Raw genomic sequence first — 21,051 nt, 5'->3', positions numbered from 1 at the left:
CGGCATGACGAAATTCTTACAGCAAGCAATCCAGTCCTGTCTCCATGCTGACACAAAGCGGAAACATCGCTTCGTTATACAGATCGGCCCGATACAAGGCACGAGGCCACTTCCGCATGTCAGTCAGCCCCCAACGGTCAGCGATCGCGGCCGCCGTCGCCGTCGTCATCGCCGCGCTCGGCGCGCCAAGCACCCTGGCCGTCACCCTCAGCGGCCCCAGCACTACCTCGCAGTCGCTCAGCGGTAGCGATAGCCTCAGCATTGCCCCAAGCGGCACGCTCAGCGTCAGCGGCGACCCCGCCGTGGACCTTTCAGGCGCCACCACCGGCGCTGGGGTGACAGTGACCAATCAGGGCCTCATCACTTCGGACGATCGCGCCATTGACAGTGACGGCGCGGCTTCTGCCATCCATCGAGTGACCATCGTCAACGCCGCGGGGGCAACCATCGACAGCCTGGATGACGCTGTCCGGTTCAAGGCCAACTACGCCAGCGGCAGCCTGACCTTGACCAACAGCGGCACTCTGCGCTCCAGCGAAGGCCGCGCGCTGTCCCTGGACAAGCTGCGCTCGGCGAACTGGACCACCACCCTGACCAATACAGCCAGCGGAGTCATCGCCTCGGAACTTGAAGACGGGATGAAAACCGGCGCCAACGCCACCATCCTCAACTACGGCAACATCACCAGTGGCGCCTTCCTGGATCCGGACACCAAGCCCGACGGCATCGACATTGACTCGGCCACGGGGGTGCGCATCTATAACTACGCAAGCGGCACCATCTCAGGCGGTCGCCACGGCATTACCACCGATGAAGGGGCATACCTGTACAACGAAGGCCTGGTCATCGGCCGAAACGGCTCGGGCTTCGGTTCGGACAATGACGGCACGGTGATCAACCATGGAACCATCACCGGTGCGGTGAATGGGCTCATGGCCACCGGCGACGGCGATGGCGTGGACATCGACAAGCTCGCCAGCATCGTCAACTACGGGACCATCGAAGGTACTGGCGCCGTGGGCGATGGCAACAACAGCGAAGGCATTGCCGCTGGCGGGGGTAGCCTGTACAACGCCGCCGGTGCCTTGATCAGTGGCGCCACCAATGGCGTCCTCATCGACGATGGCAACCAGACCAGCGCCTATTACGCCACTACCCTGGAAAACCACGGTCTGATTCAAGGGGTCAGTGGGTATGGCGTGAAGATGATCGGCGAGTTCGCTGATACGGTGATCAACAGTGGCGCCATCAACGGCGGCGACGGTCTTGCCCTGGACCTCGGCGGCGGCGATGACAGCCTTGCAGTACTCAGCGGAGGGACCTTTGCCGGCACCGTAAACGGCGGCAGCGGCGTCGATAGCCTGACGCTCTCGGGTGAACCCGGCGGCAGTTTCGGCGACAGTCGCAATTTCGAGCGCCTGACGGTGGCCTCGGGTAACTGGACACTGCAGGGTAGCGGTGACTTCAGCCAAGGCGGAACTATCCTGACCGGAGCCAGCCTGGTGAACTTGAGCACGATCACCGGTGCGGTCACCGTCGCCGAGGGTGGTCGTTATACCGGCGGTGGCAGCGTCGGCGGCCTGCAGGTGGACGGCGTGCTGGAAACCGGTACAACCTGGGGCAGCGCCCAGGTGAATGGAAACCTGGCTTTTGGGAGCACCGGTTCACTGGCCTATGGCGTCAACCCGGACGGCACCAGCGCGCCCCTGATAGTCAGCGGTACGGCCACCCTGAACGGCGCCGCCCTGAACCTGGTACCCGCTGCCGGCGACTATCCTTGGAAAAACCGCTACGTCGTGCTCCGCGCCGGGGCGATAGACGGTACCTTCGCCAGCGTCACCAGCGACTACGCCTTCCTAACCCCCACCTTGAGCTATACCCCGACCCAGGTAGAGCTCCAGTACGACCGCAATGACGTGCAATTCGCCCGCTACGCACGCTCGGCCAACGCGGCAGCGGCGGCATCGGCGGTATCCCTGGCCGGCACCGGTGCCCTGTACGACGCCGTGCTCAATACCTCCAGCGGGTCCGCGGGCACTGCTCTGGAACAGCTGGCCGGCGGTAGCACAGCCAATCTGAGCGCGGCGACCCTGGCGGGTACCGCCCAGGTAGGTTCCAGCATGCTGAGCGCCATGCGGGCCCTGGGCAGCAGCGGGGGGCTGTTGGTGGGCCTGACTGACACGGAGGCGCCCTACCTGGCCGCCGTGGGTGTACCCGCTTCGGCACGAAACCTGAACGATCCCAACGCCCAAGGGCGCCTCTGGCTGCAGGGCCTTGGCAGCTATGGCAAGCTGGACGGCAGCCACGGCAGCGACGCCACCGAGCAACGTAGCGGCGGCGCCGTGCTGGGCGCCGACTGGTCGCTCAACGAACGATGGCGAGTAGGCCTGCTCAGTGGTTATTCGCATACACGCCTGAGCAGTAGCGGTGCCGAAGGTGATATCGATAGCCTGCACCTGGGTGTCTACGGCAGTCGGGTAGCCGGGCCTTGGGCAGTGCGACTGGGCGCCGCCTATAGCCTGCATGATGGCGATAGCCAGCGTTCCGTGGCCTTCTCCGGGTTCACGGACCGTCCCAAGGGCGATTACCACGCCGACAGCCAGCAGGCCTTCGCCGAACTCGCCTATGCCACCGGCAGCGGACGGCTGGAAGTCGAGCCCTTCGTTGGCCTGAACTACCAGCGCTACCAGCGGGACGGTTATCGGGAAAAAGGCGGTGCCGCCGCGCTGGCCGTCGACAGTACCCGTACCGACAACCTCAGCCACAGCCTTGGCCTGCGCATCGCCAACCTCGCTACCCTGGACTCAGGCATGAGCCTTACCCCTCGTGCCAGCCTGGCGTGGCGCCATACCTATGGTTCGCTCAGCGATAGCACGCGACAAAGCTTCCTGTCCGGGGCTAGCGCTTTCAGCGTGGAAGGCAGCGCTCTGGACCGCGACAGCTTGCTCGCTGAAGCCGGGGTCGACGTCGGCCTTGGCCCGCGCAGCACCCTGGGAGTCGGTTACAGCGGCGAATACGGTGCCAACAGCCGGTTGCATGCGCTGGTCGGGCAGTGGCAGTTGCATTTCTGACCCACTTCATCAGGGTTCATAGCGCTGTCGCTTATCGCAGTGGCTTGCGACAATCTCGAGGCAGTGGCACAGGCCAACCTGGTAAGGCTGCGCCAGGACGTTGAAATCTAGCTGCCCGCAGGCAACCGCCGATATAGCAGTTCATAATGGGTCTCCTGCGCTGCATTCCACAATCCCACGGCCGCGCTGACCCATCCACCCCTGGAGGCCCCTTGGGCAAAGAGATCGAGAACCCCTGCATTTCCGAATGCAAGATCAATGATGGCGTTTGCCGGGGCTGTGGCCGTTCAAAGGAGGAAATCAAGGCCTGGAAGAAGCTCAAGCGACCGGAACGGGCGGCGGTTGTGCAGCGCGCCCGGGAGCGCCTGAAGGGCATGGAGAAAAAGAAAGCAAAAGGCCGTTAGCCAGCCCGGCATGGCGCGCCATCGGCCGGGACGCTAGACTCTGGGCTTTCCCGCCCCGCCGAGTGTCCCATGGCTACCGATACTTCCAAACTCGACCGCATCCTTGCCGAAACCCAGCGCGAGCGCGAGCGCGGTTACCGCGACAAGGCCCTGAAAATGTACCCCCACGTGTGCGGCCGCTGTGCCCGGGAGTTTTCAGGCAAGCGTCTGAGCGAGCTGACGGTCCACCATCGTGACCATAACCATGACAACAACCCCCAGGACGGCTCTAACTGGGAGTTGCTGTGCCTGTATTGCCACGACAACGAACACGCCCGCTACACCGACCAGCAGTACTTCACCGAAGGTTCCCTGAGCAGCCCCTCCGTAGCCAAGGCGACCCACAATCCCTTCGCGGCACTGGCCGGCATGCTGAAGAAGGATTGACCCCTCCGGAATTCGCCGTGCCGTATTCAGTAGGAGCCAGCGAAGCTGGCGAACATGCCTGAGCTTCACCCCAGAGCCAGAGCCATTCGGCAGCTGCCGCTGCCTCCCACCGGCTGGTCGAGTTACATCCTTCAGTAGGTTACATCCTTCAGTAGGAGCCAGCGAAGCTGGCGAACATGCCCTGAGCTTCACTCCAGAGCCCTGAGCCATTCGGCAGCTGCCGCTGCCTCCCACTGGCTGAGTCGAGTTACATCCGAGTCACCCGCCACACGGTGTTGGCCAGGTCATCGGCGATGATCAGGGCGCCTTTCGGGTCCAGGGTCACGCCCACCGGGCGGCCGCGGGTCTTGCCATCCTCGCCGCGGAAGCCCGTGGCGAAGTCCACCGCCTCGCCGCTTGGCTTGCCATTGGCGAACGGCACGAAGACCACCTTGTAACCCACCGGATTGTCTCGGTTCCAGCTGCCGTGCTCACCCACGAATACGCCGTCGGCGAACTGCTGCCCCATCACTGGGCTGGAGAAGGTCACCCCCAGGGCCGCCACATGGGAGCCCAGGCCATAGTCCGGCTTGATGGCCGCGGCGACCATGGCCGGATTCTGAGGCTGGGCGCGGGGGTCCACGTTCTGGCCCCAGTAGCTGTAGGGCCAGCCATAGAAAGCGCCTTCCTTAACCGAGGTCAGGTAATCAGGCACCAGGTCCGGCCCGAGTTCATCCCGCTCATTGACCACTGCCCACAACTGGCCGGTACCCGGCTGGATCGCCAGGGCCGTGGGATTGCGCAGGCCGGTGGCATAGGGGCGATGGGCACCGGTCGAGGCGTCGATCTGCCAGACACGCGCGCGCTCGAGCTCCACTTCCATGCCCCGTTCGGTGACATTGCTGTTGGAGCCGATACCGACATAGAGGAAGCGCCCATCTGGACTAGCCGCCAGGGCCTTGGTCCAGTGATGATTGATCTCGGCGGGCAGGTCGGTCACCTTCACAGGCGCGCCGCTGGCCTTGGTCTGGCCGTCTACGTAGTCGAAACGCACCACCGCGTCCTGATTGGCCACATAGAGCTTGCCATTGACGTAAGCCAGGCCGTAGGGCGCATTGAGCCCCTCAGCGAACACTTCCTTGACCTCATAGGTGCCATCGCCGTCGGCATCTCGCAACAGCGTCAAGCGGTTGCCGCCCTTGACCTGGGTATTGCCCTTGGCCTTGATGTAGCCAGCGATCACATCCTTGGGCTTGAGTTTGGGCGCGCTGCCCCCTCGGCCCTCTGCCACCAGAATGTCACCGTTAGGCAGCACCAGGGTCTGCCGTGGAATCTTCAGGTCAGTGGCGATCGCGGTGATCTTGTAGCCCTCTGGCACCTTGGGCGTGCGATCGCCCCATTGCTCAGGCTCGGCGATCTTCATGCTGGGCAATAGACCGCGCTGGGCTTCGGGCAGCTTGGGATCCGGGCCAATGGCCTGGGTACTATCACCCTCCCCACCACAAGCAGTAAGCAGCAAGGCCAGGCTCAAGGCCGACAGTGTAAAGAGGGTCTTCATGCTTCAACCTCCGAGCGCAGGTTGGTCAGGCCAGTCCAGGCCGCCACCAGGGCCAGCAGCGTGACCACCACCGACAACGCCAGCCCCGCGGGCATGACTGCCCAGGCATCCTTGGCATGCTGGAAGGCATTGATCAGCCCCAGCACCCAGGCCGCCAGCGAGAGCAGCACATACACCAGCGGGCGGCCGGCCTTGTGTCGAGCGCGGGCAAGATTGGCCAGGGCGAACAGCCCGGCCAGGCCACTGAACAACAAGGCTCCGGCGATCAGCCAGGAAGCGAAGTTGCTCCATTGGATTTCATAGGTTTGGTAGTAGGCGATATCGCTGAGCAATGCACCCAGAAACAGCGCGACGCCGCCGCCCAACAGGATCGCATGCAGCGGGCCTGGGCGGCAGCGGTAGACAGCAGAGGCGGTAACGGTCACGGTGGCTCCTTGTCATGGGCATGCCCGGGCTTTCACGAAGGCGAAGGCGCCAGGACTTGCGCAGGATGCGCCATGAGAATGATCACCGTACCGCTACCTTAGTTCACGCAAATATGCGACGCGGCCCTTGTCTAGGTAAACGCGCTTCTAAGCCGCCGAGGCTCTGCTAGCCTGATCTCCTGCCCGGATCGTTCAACCTGCCTTATTCATTCACTGCGAGCGCTTCGCGGCAATGGAGATAGCCATGGCTATGCAATTGAACGTAAGGGATTTCGGCGCCCGTGGTGACGGCGTCACCGACGACACCCAGGCCATTCAGGCCGCCATGGATGCGACGGTAGCGGTCGGAGGCGGCGAGGTGGTGCTACCGAAGGGCATCTATCGCGTCAGCCCCAGCGCTGACGCCCAGGGCGGCTGCCTGTTGTTGGGCGCCAATGTGACACTGGTAGGCGCGGGCATCGGCGCGACGGTGATCCAGCTGGCCGATACCGAAGGTGATGTGGCTGGCATCGTGCGTGGCAACGGCGACAACATAGGCGCTCGCGATCTGACCCTCGATGGCCTGGGCGACCAGGTGACCGGCTCGGTGGATTGCTGGGTCAGCGCCGACAGCGACCAGGTGCGCCTGGAAGCGGTGGAGGCGTTCCGCGGGCGCGGGTATGGGTTCGACCTGCGCAGCCCGGATAACACGGTCACCCTACTGGACTGCATTGCCCACCAGAATGGGCGCGATGGCGTGATATCGGACAACTCCGGCAGCAGTGTGATCCAGGATACGGTCGCTTCCTGGAACCAGGGCTCGGGGTTCAACCTGGCGGGTTCGGTGCAGTTGCTCGACAGTGACGCCTTCCAGAACGCCATCGCCGGAATGCGGGTGACCGAAGGTGCCTCTACCGACCAGGGCGGGGTCCGCATCCGTGGCGGCAGCGTTCACGAGAATAGTCAGGACGGGGTTCACATCGAACGTACCGACACTTTCAACGTGAGCGGCCTGGACATCTACGGCAACGTCAACTTTGGCGTCCATGTAGACCTGAGCGCCAACGGTGTGCTCGAGTACAACAGCGTGCACGGCAACTCGCTGGAAGCCCCGTTGGCCGAGATCTACCTGGAAAACGTAGCTCCTGGCCTCTCGGGCGCGGTCATCGTGCGAAATAACCTGGTAGTGAGCGAACAGGCCTACAACGGCGCTATCGTGCAACCCGGGCATGCGTCCGGGGCGACCCTGGTATACGACAACATTGCCAGCTCAGACGGGGCCAATGTCATTCTGCAGCCGCCCTCCGCACAGGCGCGCAACAACACCGAGTTCGTCCGCCTTCAAGGTACCTCGGGCAACGACCTTGTCGAAGGAAGCTTGACCCGCGACATCCTGCACGGCGACGCGGGCGCCGATCAGCTATCAGGGGCCGGCAACGACGATGTGTTGATGGGAGGCACCGGCGCGGATCGCCTCAGCAGTGGTAGCGGTCGTGATGTGTTCCGCTTCGATGCACTGACCGACAGCTATCGCACCGGCAGCAGTGGCCATGCCGACCGCATCCTGGATTTCGACCTGGGGAGTGACCGCCTGGATCTCTCCGCCCTCGGATACAGCCGCTTGGGTAATGGGCATGGCGATACCCTGCGTCTGATGTACGACGCCAGCCGAGATGTCACCTACTTGAAGCACCTGGACACCGACGCCAGCGGCAACCGCTTCGAGCTGGCGCTGTCAGGCGACTACCGGGGTCTTACCGACGCTCATCTGCAAGCCCTGGTGAAAGGCAGCGGCAGCGCTGATAGCCTTCAAGGCAGCGGGACCGCCGAGACGCTGCAAGGCCTGGCCGGCCGGGACCGGCTCGACGGGGCGGGGGCAGATGACCTGCTCTGGGGCGGCGCCGGTGGCGATGAACTCCACGGCGGCGCGGGTGCCGATACCTTCGTTTACCGGCAATTGAGCGACAGCTTGCGTAACGCCAGCCTCAGTGACGACCCCGCCCGCGATACCCTGACCGACTTCAACGGCAGCGACGGCGACCTGATCGACGTCTCAGCCCTCGGCTTTACCGGGTTAGGCGACGGCCACAACGGCACACTCAAGCTGAGCTTCAACGCGGCCGGTAACCGCGCGATCCTTAAATCGCTGGACGAAGACGCCGCAGGTTACCACTTCGAACTCGCAATCACCGGCGCCCAGGTGGCTTCAGTTGGCGAGGCCAACCTGGTCTTCGCCCGATCCGCGGGCAGCGAAGTGACCAGCAGCGCCCCCAGTCGCGACCTCAAGCTTGCCGGCACGTCGGGCAGCGATGCGCTCCATGGGGGCTTAGGGCAGGACGTGCTTGAGGGGGCGGCTGGGGCCGATCGCCTCGAGGGCAACGTAGGCAGCGATCTGCTGATCGGCGGACTGGGCGCTGACCGCCTTACCGGGGGTTCGGGTGCTGACCGGTTCCGCTTCGTCAGCCTGGCGGACAGCGCGCGTACCGACGCTGAGCTATCGGTGGATACCATCACCGACTTCTCAACCGCACGGGATGTACTGGACGTTTCCCGCCTCGGCTTCATCGGCCTGGGCGATGGGCACGATGGCACGCTGCGCCTGAGCTACGACGCGGACCTGAACCGAACCTACCTCAGCAGTCTGGACAGCGGTGCCCAGGGCTTGCGCTTCCAGGTGCGGCTGGTCGGCGACCTGACCGATAGCTTCAGCGAAGACAATCTGATCCTGGCCAACTCCGCCGACGTCGAGGCGCTACAGTTGCTGGGCGCATCCATCAGCACCTAGGATCCGCGGTAGGTGCTGAACCCGAACGGGCTCAGCAACAGGGGGATGTGGTAATGCTGGTCCGTCTGGCGAACCTGGAAAATCACCGGAATTTCCGGGAAGAAACTGTCCTGGCGCAGGTTTCGGTAGTACGCGCCTGTCTTGAACACTACCCGGTATTCCCCTGGCTCGATGGCTTTGTTGGCTGGGAAGAGCTCAGCGATGCGCCCCTGCTCGTTGGTGGTGCCCTCGGCAAGGGGTTGCCAGGTGGTCCCCGCATGCCGTTCCAGGGTGACCTGCACCCCTTGGGACGGCGTGCCGGTTTGCAGATTGAGCACATGCACGCTCAATGGATTGGGCGCGGCCTGGGCAAGGCACGCCAGTGAGGCGAGGCCCAGGGCGCAGAACAGTTTGGTCAGGGTCATGGAAAACTCCTTGAAATCGAGGTTCAGGGTATGGGAAAGACTCAGGGATGCAGGCCAAGGCCCAGCTTGGCGGCCGCCTCGGCCGCGCACTGTTCGTCCTGCCGGGGGCCGCCGGCACCAGCCACGCCCAACGCGCCGACCAGCTCGCCACCTTGGTAGAGCGGCACCCCACCTCCCAGGAGCAACAGCCCAGGCACGGTCGCCAGATTGGCCGTTTCCGGGTTTTGCCCGGCACGCTCGGCCAACAGGCGCGTCGGCGTCTTGGTGGAGAGCGCGGTATAGGCCTTGAGCCGCGCCGCTTCCAGGTTATGGGGCCCGGTCAGGGCCGGGCGTTGCAGCAACAGCGGATTGCCGCCCCGGTCAAGGGCCGCCATGGCTGCGTTACAGGAGGCTGCGGCCAGCAACTGGCGGGCGGTCGCCAGGTCAAGCTCCGGGTGTTGCGGCAACGCGGCCTGGGCCTGAAGCGCCAGCAAGGTGGTGAGTGCTGCGCAAAGGGTTTTACCGATCATGGAGAGTCCTTGCAGGGGTGTTTCGAAGATGCGCTCTACCCTAACCAAGCGCCCCGGTCGAACACCGCTCACGCGGATTACAAGTTTGTAATGGGCAATACCGGCCAATGCGCTTAGCCTGTCAGCCTGCTGATGAGGTGGTGGATGCGTGTACTGCTGGTGGAAGACGAAGCCAAGACCGCGGGCTTCCTGGCCAAGGGCCTGAGCGAAGCGGGCTACGGGGTGGACGTGGCCCTGGAGGGCTTCGAGGCGCGGGACCTGATCGAACATGAGCGCTACGATCTGATCATCCTGGATGTCATGGTGCCTGGGCTGGACGGCTGGCAGTTGCTCAAGCTGGTACGCCAGCGGGCCGACACGCCGGTACTGTTTCTCACCGCCCGGGATTCAGTGGAAGACCGGGTCCAGGGCCTGGAGCGCGGCGCTGACGACTATCTGGTCAAGCCCTTCGCGTTCATCGAGCTGCTGGCCCGGGTACGCACCCTGCTCCGGCGGGGCCCACCCCGGGAACTGGACCATTACCGAGTCGCTGACCTGGAGGTGGATGTGCTGCGCCGCCGCGTCATCCGCAACGGTCAGCGGCTGACGCTCACCAACAAGGAATTTGCCCTGCTGCACCTGCTCATCAGCCGGCGCGGTGAGGTGCTTTCCCGGACGCTCATCGCTTCCCACGTGTGGAATTTCAATTTCGACAGCGATACCAATATGGTCGATGTGGCCGTACGGCGGCTTCGCGCCAAGCTGGACGACCCCTACTGGCCCAAGCTGATCCACACGATTCGCGGCGTTGGCTACCAACTGGACAGTGAAGACAACGAGACGCGTGCAGATGCCACCGACTAAGCCAGGACGACGCACCTCTATCGCCTGGCGGGCGGCGCTGGCCTTCGCGGTGGTGGCCGCCGGGGTCCTCAGCGCCGCGGGCGTCTACCTCTACGGTAGCCTGGAAGCCGAGCTGGCTTACCGGGACGACCTGGCCCTCATGGGCCGCCTGGAGCAGGTCCGCGCCCTCCTCCAGGACGCCGACAGCCTGGGTGCGCTGCAACAGCGCCCGACGCTGTACCAGAACATGCTGGGCAACCAGGACAGCCTCCTGCTCGTGGGGCGAGGCGCAGCCGATGACCTTATCGCCATCAACCCTCACGCCGACCGGCTCCCGGCGCTCGATACCCTGCCGGCGAGCCCCATGGGCGAAATGCCCACACGAGGTCAGGTAAGGGCCTGGCGGCCCGAGCAAAAGCCTGGGCTGCTGCTGCTCGCCGGCCAGGCCCGAGGGCGCAACGGCGAAGCTTTGCGGGTTACGGTGGGCAAGCGTCTGGCTGAGCGCGACGCCATGCTGGCCAGCTACCGGCTGCGGCTGTATGCCACCGTGGCCGCCGGCGCGCTCAGCGCGTTCCTGCTCGGCCTGATGCTGCTTCATCGCGCGCTCAAGCCGGTGCGGGACATTGCCATGCGAGTCGCGCAGATCGGTCCCCGAACCTTGGGGCAACGCCTGAGCCTGGGGCCAGTACCGCGGGAACTGCATGAACCGGTTCAGGCGCTCAACAGCATGCTCGAACGCCTGGACGACAGCTTTGCCCGGCTGACAGGTTTCTCGGCCGACCTGGCCCATGAAATGCGCACGCCCTTGCATACCCTGCTCACCAGTACCGGCCAGATGCTCAGCCAGCCCCGTGGCGCGGAAGAATACCGGGAGCTGTTGGCGTCGAATATCGAGGAGTTCGAGCGCCTCAACCGGATGGTCGCGAACCTGCTGTTCCTTGCCCGCGCCGACCATGGGCAGTGCCTCCTGCAGCGGGAAGGCATCGACCTGGCGCGCCTGGGGGATGAGCTGTGCGATTACTTCGAGGCCTTGGCGCAGGACCGCAACCTGAACCTGGCCCACAGCCTGGACGGGCCGCTCTGGGCCGACCCTGCGCTGGTCCAGCGGGCCCTGGCGAATGTGCTAGCCAATGCGGTACGCCACGCCAGCGAAGGCAGCACCATCACTATCCAAGGCCAGCGCGGCGCCGATGCCGTGACCCTGACCGTGCGCAATCACGGCAAAACCCTGCCTGCCGACGTAGTGCCACGGCTGTTCGAGCGCTTCTACCGGGTAGACGAACCTCGTGCCGACCCCAGCGATTCCGGCGGGCTGGGCCTGGCCATCGTGCAATCGATCATGCATCTGCACGACGGCCGCGCCAGCCTGGAGAGCGAGGCAGGAATCACAGCAGTTTCGCTGCGCTTTCCCTTGGTCACGCCAGCCTAGGCGCCGGAAGGCACTCCCGTGGTAGCCGTGGTCGGCGCCCTGGCCGCCGGCTCCTTCAACAGGGCGTAATAGGCAAAGGCCGAGCAGGCCGCCACGCCGGCGCTGATGACGAAGGCCGATGAGAACGAGCCGCTTTGTTGCACGCTGAAGCCGGTGAGGATAGGGGCGATGGACCCGGCCAGGTAGCCGCCGAAGTTCTGGATCGAGCCGAACGACGCGACCCGCTCCGAAGGCACCAGGGTATTGACGATCATCCAGGCGGTGGCGCTGGAAATGCTGATGAAGAACATCGTAAGGCACAACAGCACCACGCAGGCCACCACATTGGTGGTGAAGGCCACGATCAGAGTGAAAAGCGCGCCGCCGATCAGGCCGAGAATCACCATGAGCTTACGACTGGCCAACACCTTCATGCCCCGCGCCACGAGCCGGTCGCAGGCCTTGCCCGCCACTATGGTACCCAGGGCACCGAACAGGTAGGCCAGGGAGACCACCCAGGCGGTACGGTACAGGTCCAGGCCATGCTCGCGTTCGAAGTAGCCCGGCAGCCAGGTCAGGTTGAGCCAGATCATGTAGATCACGCCCATGAAACCCAGGAAGGCGCCCCAGGTATTGCGCTCCTTGAACAGCGCCGTCCACGACATCCGCGGCCCGGTGGTGGCGCGCTGACGAGGAGCGGGCTCGGCGCGGCCGGTCTGGGCCATGTACTGGGCCTTGCTCTTGTAGAAGGCGAACCAGCAGGCGGCCAAGACCAGGCCTATGACACCAGTGAGGATAAACATCCCGCGCCAGCCTAGGTGCACCATGAATAGCGTCAGCAAGGGCGGCGCCAGGCACGGCCCCAGGCAGGTGGACGACCATACCCAGCCGGTGGCTGTACCGCGTTCCTGGGTATCGAACCATTCGGACAACGCCTTGGCCGCCGAAGGAAATACCGGCGCTTCGCCGATGCCCAGCAACACACGAAGCCCGACCAGCTGCTGGAAGCCACTGAACAAGCCAAAGGCAGCCTGGGCCAGGGACCAGAGGATCAGCGAACCGCCAAGGGCCAGCTTGCTGCCCAGGCGGTCGATGAGGGCCCCCATGGGCAGTTGGGCGAAGGCATAGGCGATGGAAAAGGCGGACAGCATCATGCCCATTTCCAGCGGAGTGATGCCCAGGTCTTTCTGTACGGAGGTATTGGCGATGGACAATGCACTGCGGTCGAGGTAGTTGACCACGCCAATCATGAAGAGAAACCCGATGGTCATTGTCTTGTAGGCTTTTATTGTTTTCATGCGCGCCTCGGTGAGCGTTAGGGGCCTGAACCCTGCTGACTCTAGCCGCGCCACGAGGCCGCGCCCAATGACGGCTTTGGATCAAGCGATAACTACCCGTTATCGGCCGGTCTGCCATCGTGGTTGCGAGCCTGTACGTCGCTGCGCAAGGCCTGGATGAACGCCTGGGCGGCCCAGCCGGGTGTTTCCTGACGGCGAGTGATGATGCCGTAGTCGGCCAGTACCAGTGGAAACGGAAGTGCCAGCCGGGTCAGCCGCCCCGCCTGGACGTCGGGCGCCACCATGGCTTCGGCCAGCATCGCTACCATGGGTGCGGTTTGCAGCAGTTGCAGGGTGGTCTGCAGGGAGATGGTTTCCACCGTGTTCTCAGGCGTGCGCATGCCGGCCTCGGCGAAGGCCCGCTCCAGGCGCGCACGCATGGGCGTGCCAGTGGGAAAGACGATCCACGGCCAGTTGGCCAGCTCGGCCAGAGGAAGGTCATCAGCCCCCGCCAGCGGATGCTGGCTGCCAGTCACCAGGCACAACGGCTCCGGTGCCAGGGGCTGGAACTCGAACAATTGACGGTGACGATCCAGGGTGAAGCGGGCAATCACCAGATCCAGCTCTTTGTGCTCGAGCATGGCCAGCAGGCTTGCGCTGGTACCTTCCAGGACCTCCATCGTCAGTAGCGGCCAGCGGGTTTTCACCGCCACTATGGCTGCGGGTAAGGCCACCGATGTAGGCGCGAAAATGCTCCCGATCTTCAACAATCCATGGCCACCCTGACGCAGGTGGTTGACCTGCCCCACGAAGTGCCGGGCGTCATTGAGGGCGATCTGCGCGTAGCGCGCTACCTGGCTACCCAGGTCGGTCGGGGTCATGCTGCGTGGAAGCCGCCGAAACAGGTCGAAGCCCAACTGGTGCTCGATCTCACGCAGCATCTTGCTCACCGCCGGTTGGCTGATGTTCATTTCGGTCGCGGTGGCGTGCATGTTCTGAGTGCGCGCCAGCGTATCGATGAGCACCAAATGGCGGAACCGCAGCCAGTTGCTCAGCTGAGCGAAGCCCAGATCAGCCATGTGATAACCCTCGGTTATTGACCATTGAGAATATCTCATTGGCGCTTATCGAGTGCCCATTCTAGGGTAAAGCGGCGTTTCGTTAACAGAATAAGAACAAGGGGCACGCCCATGGACCAAGCAACCCTCAGCCTCGCCAATAAGCGGGTGCTCGTGACCGCCGCCGCTCAAGGCATCGGGCTGGCCTCGGTATTGGCCTTCCAGAACGCCGGCGCCGAAATCGTCGCCACAGATCTCAACCTGGAGCCGCTGCGTAAGCTCCCGGGGGTGCGAGCTCTTAGGCTGGACGTCACTGACGGGGCGGCGATCGAGGCCGCTCGCGAGCAGGTCGGCCCTGTAGACGTGCTGTTCAACTGCGCAGGCTACGTGCATGACGGCCCACTGCTGAATTGCGATGAAAAAGCCTGGCAGCTCTCCTTCGACCTGAACGTTACCGCCATGTACCGGATGATCCGCGCTTTTCTGCCGGCCATGCTGGAGGCCGGGGGCGGCAGCATCATCAACATGGCGTCGGTGGCCTCCAGCGTAAAGGGCGTGCCGAACCGCTTCGCCTATTCGGCCAGCAAAGCCGCGGTAATCGGCCTGACCAAATCCGTAGCCACCGATTACGTCAGCCAGGGCATACGTTGCAACGCCATCTGTCCCGGCACTGTGGACTCGCCTTCCCTGCGCCAGCGCATCGCCGCCCAGGCTCTGGCACAGGGGCGAAGCGAAGCGCAGGTCTATCAGGCCTTCGTGGAACGCCAGCCCATGGGCCGGCTCGGCAAGGCCGAAGAGATCGCTCAACTGGCCCTTTACCTGGCCAGCGATGCCAGCGCCTATACCACCGGCGCGGTGCATGTGATCGACGGCGGAATGAGCGTCTGAACCCTAGCCTTGTACCTTCCGAATCCTAGTTGAGGACACCCTATGAAACTGCTGCGCTTTGGCGAACCGGGGCAAGAGCGCCCTGCCCTGCTGGATTCACGTGGCGGCATCCGCGACCTTACCGGGCATATTCCGGATATTGCGGGCGCCGCCCTGGAAGCCGCCAGTCTGGAGGCCTTGGCCACGCTGAATCCGGACTCCCTGCCCTTGGTCGAAGGCAACCCCCGTATCGGCCCCTGTGTGGGCCAGGTAGGCAAATTCATCTGCATAGGCCTGAACTACGCCGACCATGCTGCCGAATCCAACATGGCCGTTCCAACCGAGCCGGTGGTATTCAACAAGTGGACCAGCGCCATCTGTGGTCCCAACGATGACGTGCAGATTCCGCGTGGGTCGCGCAAGACCGACTGGGAGGTGGAGCTCGGCGTAGTCATCGGCAGGGCCGGACGCTATATCGACGAGCGCGACGCCATGGCCCATGTAGCCGGTTACTGCGTGATCAATGACGTATCCGAGCGCGAATGGCAACTGGAGCGCGGCGGCACCTGGGACAAAGGCAAAGGCTTCGACACCTTCGGCCCCATTGGGCCCTGGCTGGTGACAAAGGAGGAAATTCCGGACCCGCATCAACTGGACCTGTGGCTGGAAGTGGACGGCCATCGCTACCAGAACGGCAACACCCGCACCCTGGTGTTCCAGATTCCCGCACTCATCGCCTACCTGAGCCGCTGCATGTCGTTGCAACCTGGCGACATCATTTCCACGGGCACGCCCCCCGGCGTAGGCCTGGGCGTCAAGCCTGAACCGGTGTTCCTGCGCGCCGGCCAGGAAATGCGCCTGGGTATCGCCGGGTTGGGCGAACAGCGCCAACGCACCGTCGACGCCGACTGAATCCGCATCCGAAAAAGGACATTCCAATGCGCATACTCATTACCGGTGGCACCGGCTTCATCGGCAAGCAGCTGGCCCAGCGCCTGCTCGACCTGCATTCGCTCGCCTTCGAAGGTCAGGCGCCTCAGGCCATCGAACGTATTGTCTTGTTCGATGCTTTCGAGGGTGAAGGCGTGCCCAAGGACGCCCGCATCGAAGTGGTGACCGGCGACATCGCCGACCCCAAGGTGGTCGCTCGGGTGGTGGATGGTGTCGACATCATCTGGCACCTTGCCGCCGTGGTCAGCTCCGCCGCGGAAGCCGACTTCGACCTGGGCATGCAGGTGAACCTGCACGGCCTGTTGAACCTGCTGGAGACTGTCCGCCGACAAGGCAACCGGCCTCGCTTCATCTATGCCAGCGGCTTCGCGGTGTTCGGGGGCACCTTGCCGCCGATGGTCGACGACGACACCGCGCTGACGCCGCAATCCTCCTACGGCATGCAGAAAGCCGTGGGCGAATTGCTGGTCGCGGACTATGCGCGCAAAGGCTTCATCGACGGCCGCGTGCTGCGCCTGCCTACCGTGGCGGTGCGCCCCGGCAAGCCGAACAGGGCGGCGTCCACCTTCTTCAGTTCGATCATCCGCGAGCCTCTGGCAGGCGAACCGGCGGTGTGCCCCGTACGGCCGGATACCCAGGTCTACCTGACCTCGCCTCGGCGAGTGCTGGAAGCCATGCTGCAGAGTGCGACCCTGGCTGCCTGGACACTGGGCGAGCAGCGGGTGATTCCCCTGCCCGGTATCACCACCACAGTGGCGGAGATGATCGCCGCCCTGGAGCGGGTCGCCGGCGCCGAGGTGACCAGGCTCATTCGCTGGGAACCGGACCCTACCATCCAGCGCATCGTCGAAAGCTGGCCGAGCCAGGTGCGAACACCGCGGGCCCGCGCTCTGGGATTCACCGCTGACCCGGATTTCGACGCCATCGTGCGCGCCCATATCGAAGATACCGCCGTCTCGCCTTGAAAACGGCGGCATTCAGGGTTCCGTACCCCTTGCCCGGTATGGAACCGCAGCTGTCCTCACAACAATAACAAGCCGAGGCCGTGCATCATGAACACCCCCCACCCCGCCGTATCCGAGCTCGAAACCCAAACCATCAGGCGCGTCACCCGCCGCCTGGTGCCCTTTCTCATCCTGCTGTTCGTGGTTGCGTTCCTGGACCGCAACAACGTCGGCTTCGCCGCCCTGCACATGAATGAGGACATCGGCATCAGTCAGACCATCTATGGCCTGGGCGCTGGCATCTTCTTCCTGGGGTATTTCCTCTTTGAAGTGCCGAGCAACGTGTTGCTGCACCGCTTCGGCGCCCGCGTGTGGCTGGCCAGGATCATGGTGACCTGGGGCATCATTGCAGGGGCCATGGGCTTTCTGCAGACGGCCGGGCACTTCATCACCCTGCGGGTACTGCTGGGGATCGCCGAGGCCGGATTTTTCCCTGGCGTGATCTATCTGCTTTCACTGTGGTTTCCCAGTCGCTACCGGGCGCGCATGATCGCGACGTTCTACCTGGGTGTGCCCATCGCGCAGATTGTCGGGGCGCCCCTCTCCGTGGGCCTGATGCAACTGGGCGACAGCCTGGGCATGGTGGGCTGGCGCCTGATGTATATCGTCGAGGCCGTACCGGCGGTGATCCTCGGGGTGGTCTGCTATTTCTACCTCACCGACCGTCCGGCCGACGCGCACTGGCTGACCGCTGAACAGCGTAAATGGCTCATGGACACTCTGGAGCAGGAAGAGCGTGCCAAGCCACTGGTAGTGGGCGTGGTGCCAAGCAAGGGGCAGATGATCCGCCGTGCCCTGGGCAATCGCCAGGTCTGGATGCTGGCCCTGGTGTATTTCGGCATTACCTCCGGTTCCAATGCGATGAACTTCTTCCTGCCCACGGTACTGGCTTCGTTCCGAGCCTCCTTCGGCCTGGAAATCGGCCTGATGCAGAACGGCCTGATCACCGCCATTCCCTATGCCGTGGCAGCCGTGGCCATGATCGCCTGGAGCCGCCGCTCGGACCGGCTGCAGGAGCGCCATCGGCACGCTGGCGGCGCAGCCTTGCTGGCCGCCGCCTCCATCGCCCTGGCCCTGCTGATCAACCAGCCGTGGATCATCGTAATCGGCTTCGTACTCCTGGCCGTGGGCGTGTACAGCGCGATCAACGTGTTCTGGGCGGTGCCAGGGCAGGTACTGACCGGCGTCGGGGCCGCGGCAGGCATCGGCCTGATCAACTCCATCGGCAACCTCAGCGGCTTCAGCGGCCCCTACCTTACCGGCTTTCTGTACAACGCTACCGGCAGCTACACGCCAGGCTTCCTGGTGATCGCCGCCCTGGTCGCCATGGGTGGGCTGATCATGCTGTTGATGCCCCGCAACCAGGCCGTCATCGTCGGCCCCGAGGCGGTTGCCACTCCAGGTATCGGAGGCAAGGCATGAGCGTCAGCGACAGCCACGTAGCCTTCATTGGCACCGGCATCATGGGCCTGCCCATGGCCGGTCATCTGCTCAAGGCCGGTTACCCGCTGCGGGTGTGGAACCGCTCCGCGGGCAAGGCCGCAAGCCTGGGCGCTGCGGGGGCTTGCCTGTGCTCAGGTCCGGCGGAGGCCGCCGAGGGCGCTCAGATTCTGGTGTGCATGCTCAGCGATGGCCCCACCTGCGACGACATCCTCTTCGGTGAACAGGGCGCGGCGCACGCCCTGGCCCCAGGTGCCCTGCTGATCGTCATGAGCTCTATCCCGGTAGCCACGGCCACCACACAGGCCCAGCGCTGCGCCAGCCTGGGGCTACGCTATCTGGACGCCCCGGTGTCCGGTGGCGAGCGCGGCGCTCGCCAGGCCAGCCTGGCCATTATGGTGGGGGGCGAGGCCGAGGCCTTCGCCGCTGGCCAGCCATTGCTATCGGCCATGGGCCGTCCGGTTCACGTGGGGCCGCCTGGCACGGGTGAGCTGGCCAAGCTGGTGAACCAGCTGATCGTGGCCAGCACCATCGCCACGGTTGCCGAAGGCCTGCTGCTGGCTGAGCGCGGCGGCGCCGACCTGGCCAGGGTCCATGAAGCGCTCATGGGCGGTTTCGTCGATTCGCCCATCTGGCGCCAGCATGGCGAACGCATGCTGCGCCAGGACTTCACCCCTGGCGGCCCGGCCAAGTGGCAGCTCAAGGACACCCATACCGCCCTGGCCCAGGCACGCGAGCTGGGGCTGGCCCTGCCGGTGGCCGAGCGGGTGGATGCCCTCTTCGCCGCCATGGTCGAGGCCGGCGACGGTGACCTCGACCATGCCGGGCTGATTCGTCAGCTACGCCGGCTCAATCACCTCTCGCCTTCTTTTTCCGGAGTCACTCCATGACCGACACCGCGCCGCGCCGCTTGCGCAGCCAGCAATGGTTCGACGACCCGAGCCATGCCGATCTCACCGCGCTCTACGTAGAGCGCTATATGAACCAGGGCCTGACACGGGCGGAATTGCAATCGGGGCGCCCCATCATCGGCATCGCCCAGACCGGCAGTGACCTGACCCCCTGCAACCGCCACCATCTGGAGCTGGCCAAGCGGGTCAGGGATGGCATTCGCGACGCCGGCGGCATTCCCATGGAATTCCCGGTGCACCCGATCGCCGAGCAATCGCGCCGGCCGACCGCCGCGCTGGACCGCAACCTGGCGTACCTGGGCCTGGTGGAGGTGCTGCATGGCTACCCCCTCGACGGGGTGGTGCTCACCACGGGCTGCGATAAGACCACGCCGGCCTGCCTCATGGCCGCGGCCACCACGGACCTTCCGGCCATCGTGCTCTCCGGCGGTCCGATGCTCGACGGCTGGCACAAAGGCCAGCGGGTAGGCTCCGGTACCGTGCTGTGGCATGCCCGCAACCTGCTCAGCGCCGGGGAGATCGACTACGAGGGGTTCATGACCCTGACCACCGCTTCCTCCCCATCGGTGGGCCACTGCAATACCATGGGCACTGCACTATCGATGAATGCCCTGGCCGAAGCCTTGGGCATGTCCCTGCCCGGGTGCGCCAGCATCCCGGCCCCTTACCGGGAGCGGGGACAGATGGCCTATGCCACCGGGCTGCGCATCGTCGACCTGGTGCGCGAGGACGTGCGCCCTTCCCAGATCATGACGAAAGCGGCGTTCGAGAACGCCATCGCCGTGGCCTCGGCCCTGGGAGCATCAAGCAACTGTCCGCCGCACCTGATCGCCATCGCCCGTCACAGCGGCATTGACCTCTCCCTGGAGGACTGGCAACGCATCGGCGAAGAGGTGCCTTTGCTGGTCAACTGCATGCCGGCCGGTGAATACCTGGGCGAAAGCTTCCACCGCGCTGGCGGCGTACCGGCGGTGATGCACGAACTGGACAAGGTCGGCCGATTGCACCGTGAATGCCGCTCGGTCAGCGGCAGGAGCATCGGCGAGATCATCGCTGGCACCGTGACCAGTGACCGCGACGTGATTCGCGACTACCAGACCCCGCTCAAGCATCGGGCAGGGTTCATCGTGCTCAGCGGCAACTTCTTCGACAGCGCGATCATGAAGATGTCGGTGGTGGGCGAAGCCTTCCGCAACACCTACCTCAGCGATCCGCAGCGGCCTAATTGCTTCGAGGCCCGCGCCATTGTGTTCGAAGGGCCGGAAGACTATCAGGCGCGCATCAACGACCCGGCCTTGGACATCGACGAGCGGTGCATCCTGGTGATTCGCGGCTGCGGCACTGTCGGTTACCCCGGCAGCGCGGAAGTAGTGAACATGGCGCCTCCGTCGGCGTTGATCAAGGCCGGCATCGACTCGCTGCCCTGCCTGGGCGACGGCCGCCAGAGTGGTACCTCGGCCAGCCCGTCGATCCTCAACATGAGCCCGGAAGCAGCGGTGGGCGGAGGCCTGTCTCTCTTGCGCAGCGGGGACCGGCTGCGCGTGGACCTGAACGCACGCCGGGTAGACCTGCTCGTCGACGAAGCCGAGCTACAGGCCCGTCGGCAAGAGCCGCTGCCCGCTCCGCCCGCCTCGCAGACGCCCTGGCAAGAGCTCTATCGCCAACTGGTAGGCCAGCTGTCCACCGGCGGCTGCCTGGAACCGGCCACCTTGTATTGGCGGGTGATCAGCGAAAACGGCCAGCCCCGACATTCCCATTAACCGAACAGGACGT

18 protein-coding genes are annotated in these 21,051 nt (G+C 64.6%); 12 read left to right on the top strand and 6 right to left on the bottom strand.

Annotation, left to right across the window (positions count from 1 at the left end; all coding sequences use genetic code 11):
• Positions 1–116: 116 nt before the first annotated feature.
• From BN1188_RS17155 to BN1188_RS17145, 3 genes are all read left to right on the top strand, one after another.
• Complete coding sequence (locus BN1188_RS17155) at positions 117–3,071, top strand: autotransporter outer membrane beta-barrel domain-containing protein (protein WP_040262582.1); 2,955 nt, start codon at positions 117–119, stop codon at positions 3,069–3,071.
• Between the two features lie 212 nt (positions 3,072–3,283).
• On the top strand, positions 3,284–3,475 hold the full coding sequence (locus tag BN1188_RS17150; protein ID WP_040262580.1) for a DUF1289 domain-containing protein: 192 nt from the start codon (positions 3,284–3,286) through the stop codon (positions 3,473–3,475).
• 69 nt (positions 3,476–3,544) lie between these two features.
• Positions 3,545–3,901, top strand: a complete 357-nt coding sequence (locus BN1188_RS17145; RefSeq protein WP_040262579.1) for a YajD family HNH nuclease — start codon at positions 3,545–3,547, stop codon at positions 3,899–3,901.
• 247 nt (positions 3,902–4,148) lie between these two features.
• Here BN1188_RS17145 and BN1188_RS17140 read toward each other — a convergent pair whose 3' ends face one another.
• Both BN1188_RS17140 and BN1188_RS17135 read right to left on the bottom strand, forming a co-directional pair.
• Positions 4,149–5,438: a PQQ-dependent sugar dehydrogenase gene (locus tag BN1188_RS17140; RefSeq protein ID WP_040262577.1), complete on the bottom strand. Its 1,290-nt coding sequence runs from the start codon at positions 5,436–5,438 to the stop codon at positions 4,149–4,151.
• Positions 5,435–5,863, bottom strand: coding sequence for a DUF2231 domain-containing protein (locus tag BN1188_RS17135; protein ID WP_040262575.1), 429 nt, complete (start codon positions 5,861–5,863; stop codon positions 5,435–5,437). Before BN1188_RS17135 ends, BN1188_RS17140 begins: the two co-directional genes overlap by 4 nt.
• A gap of 244 nt (positions 5,864–6,107) precedes the next feature.
• Between BN1188_RS17135 and BN1188_RS17130 the strand changes: the two genes are divergently transcribed.
• On the top strand, positions 6,108–8,627 hold the full coding sequence (locus BN1188_RS17130) for a M10 family metallopeptidase C-terminal domain-containing protein (RefSeq protein ID WP_052469333.1): 2,520 nt from the start codon (positions 6,108–6,110) through the stop codon (positions 8,625–8,627).
• On the opposite strand, the gene uraH is transcribed toward BN1188_RS17130, so the two are convergent.
• The gene (gene uraH / locus BN1188_RS17125) at positions 8,624–9,031 is read right to left on the bottom strand and encodes a hydroxyisourate hydrolase (RefSeq protein WP_040262573.1); all 408 of its coding nucleotides are present in this window, start codon (positions 9,029–9,031) and stop codon (positions 8,624–8,626) included. The two genes, BN1188_RS17130 and uraH, sit on opposite strands and share 4 nt — an antisense overlap.
• A 41-nt stretch (positions 9,032–9,072) precedes the next feature.
• Entirely contained in the window at positions 9,073–9,540 is a 468-nt protein-coding gene (locus BN1188_RS17120) for a heme-binding protein (RefSeq protein ID WP_040262571.1), read from the bottom strand.
• A 144-nt stretch (positions 9,541–9,684) separates the two neighbouring features.
• On the opposite strand from BN1188_RS17120, the gene BN1188_RS17115 reads away from it, so the two are divergent.
• Positions 9,685–10,383, top strand: a complete 699-nt coding sequence (locus BN1188_RS17115) for a heavy metal response regulator transcription factor (RefSeq protein ID WP_040262569.1) — start codon at positions 9,685–9,687, stop codon at positions 10,381–10,383.
• Positions 10,370–11,791, top strand: coding sequence for a heavy metal sensor histidine kinase (locus BN1188_RS17110; protein ID WP_040262567.1), 1,422 nt, complete (start codon positions 10,370–10,372; stop codon positions 11,789–11,791). The genes BN1188_RS17115 and BN1188_RS17110 overlap by 14 nt, the downstream gene beginning before the upstream one ends.
• Here the strand turns inward: BN1188_RS17110 and BN1188_RS17105 are convergent.
• The gene (locus BN1188_RS17105; protein WP_084596262.1) at positions 11,788–13,068 is read right to left on the bottom strand and encodes an MFS transporter; all 1,281 of its coding nucleotides are present in this window, start codon (positions 13,066–13,068) and stop codon (positions 11,788–11,790) included. The genes BN1188_RS17110 and BN1188_RS17105 overlap by 4 nt on opposite strands.
• Positions 13,069–13,160: 92 nt before the next feature.
• Positions 13,161–14,126, bottom strand: coding sequence for a LysR family transcriptional regulator (locus BN1188_RS17100; protein WP_040262566.1), 966 nt, complete (start codon positions 14,124–14,126; stop codon positions 13,161–13,163).
• Between the two features lie 111 nt (positions 14,127–14,237).
• Between BN1188_RS17100 and BN1188_RS17095 the strand changes: the two genes are divergently transcribed.
• From BN1188_RS17095 to BN1188_RS17070, 6 genes are all read left to right on the top strand, one after another.
• Positions 14,238–14,993 carry an SDR family oxidoreductase gene (locus BN1188_RS17095; protein WP_040262564.1) on the top strand — a complete coding sequence of 252 codons (756 nt, stop codon included), beginning with the start codon at positions 14,238–14,240 and terminating at the stop codon, positions 14,991–14,993.
• Between the two features lie 42 nt (positions 14,994–15,035).
• Positions 15,036–15,884 carry an ureidoglycolate lyase gene (locus BN1188_RS17090; RefSeq protein WP_040262562.1) on the top strand — a complete coding sequence of 283 codons (849 nt, stop codon included), beginning with the start codon at positions 15,036–15,038 and terminating at the stop codon, positions 15,882–15,884.
• A gap of 26 nt (positions 15,885–15,910) precedes the next feature.
• A complete protein-coding gene (denD, locus tag BN1188_RS17085) occupies positions 15,911–16,888 on the top strand; it encodes a D-erythronate dehydrogenase (protein WP_040262561.1) in 978 nt (325 codons plus the stop codon).
• An 87-nt stretch (positions 16,889–16,975) separates the two neighbouring features.
• Positions 16,976–18,349 (top strand): MFS transporter, encoded by a 1,374-nt coding sequence (locus BN1188_RS17080; protein ID WP_040262560.1) that lies wholly within the window; start codon positions 16,976–16,978, stop codon positions 18,347–18,349.
• Entirely contained in the window at positions 18,346–19,257 is a 912-nt protein-coding gene (locus tag BN1188_RS17075; protein WP_040262559.1) for an NAD(P)-dependent oxidoreductase, read from the top strand. Before BN1188_RS17080 ends, BN1188_RS17075 begins: the two co-directional genes overlap by 4 nt.
• A complete protein-coding gene (locus BN1188_RS17070; protein ID WP_040262558.1) occupies positions 19,254–21,038 on the top strand; it encodes an IlvD/Edd family dehydratase in 1,785 nt (594 codons plus the stop codon). Before BN1188_RS17075 ends, BN1188_RS17070 begins: the two co-directional genes overlap by 4 nt.
• Positions 21,039–21,051: the final 13 nt, after the last annotated feature.

It is taken from the genome of Pseudomonas massiliensis (assembly GCF_000826105.1).
GTDB classification, from domain to species: Bacteria; Pseudomonadota; Gammaproteobacteria; order Pseudomonadales; family Pseudomonadaceae; genus Aquipseudomonas; species Aquipseudomonas massiliensis.
The sequence above is the reverse complement of the archived record's forward strand: the minus strand, read 5'-3'. Positions and strand labels throughout refer to the sequence as shown.

Bases quoted from the DNA above. Each gene is read 5' to 3' on its own strand.
- BN1188_RS17115 (WP_040262569.1), top strand. From the start codon at position 9,685: ATGCGTGTACTGCTGGTGGAAGACGAAGCCAAGACCGCGGGCTTCCTG.
- BN1188_RS17100 (WP_040262566.1), bottom strand. From the start codon at position 14,126: ATGGCTGATCTGGGCTTCGCTCAGCTGAGCAACTGGCTGCGGTTCCGC.
- BN1188_RS17090 (WP_040262562.1), top strand. From the start codon at position 15,036: ATGAAACTGCTGCGCTTTGGCGAACCGGGGCAAGAGCGCCCTGCCCTG.
- BN1188_RS17075 (WP_040262559.1), top strand. From the start codon at position 18,346: ATGAGCGTCAGCGACAGCCACGTAGCCTTCATTGGCACCGGCATCATG.
- BN1188_RS17120 (WP_040262571.1), bottom strand. From the start codon at position 9,540: ATGATCGGTAAAACCCTTTGCGCAGCACTCACCACCTTGCTGGCGCTT.
- BN1188_RS17155 (WP_040262582.1), top strand. From the start codon at position 117: ATGTCAGTCAGCCCCCAACGGTCAGCGATCGCGGCCGCCGTCGCCGTC.
- BN1188_RS17070 (WP_040262558.1), top strand. From the start codon at position 19,254: ATGACCGACACCGCGCCGCGCCGCTTGCGCAGCCAGCAATGGTTCGAC.
- uraH (WP_040262573.1), bottom strand. From the start codon at position 9,031: ATGACCCTGACCAAACTGTTCTGCGCCCTGGGCCTCGCCTCACTGGCG.
- BN1188_RS17145 (WP_040262579.1), top strand. From the start codon at position 3,545: ATGGCTACCGATACTTCCAAACTCGACCGCATCCTTGCCGAAACCCAG.
- BN1188_RS17110 (WP_040262567.1), top strand. From the start codon at position 10,370: ATGCCACCGACTAAGCCAGGACGACGCACCTCTATCGCCTGGCGGGCG.
- BN1188_RS17140 (WP_040262577.1), bottom strand. From the start codon at position 5,438: ATGAAGACCCTCTTTACACTGTCGGCCTTGAGCCTGGCCTTGCTGCTT.
- BN1188_RS17105 (WP_084596262.1), bottom strand. From the start codon at position 13,068: ATGAAAACAATAAAAGCCTACAAGACAATGACCATCGGGTTTCTCTTC.
- denD (WP_040262561.1), top strand. From the start codon at position 15,911: ATGCGCATACTCATTACCGGTGGCACCGGCTTCATCGGCAAGCAGCTG.
- BN1188_RS17080 (WP_040262560.1), top strand. From the start codon at position 16,976: ATGAACACCCCCCACCCCGCCGTATCCGAGCTCGAAACCCAAACCATC.
- BN1188_RS17130 (WP_052469333.1), top strand. From the start codon at position 6,108: ATGGCTATGCAATTGAACGTAAGGGATTTCGGCGCCCGTGGTGACGGC.
- BN1188_RS17095 (WP_040262564.1), top strand. From the start codon at position 14,238: ATGGACCAAGCAACCCTCAGCCTCGCCAATAAGCGGGTGCTCGTGACC.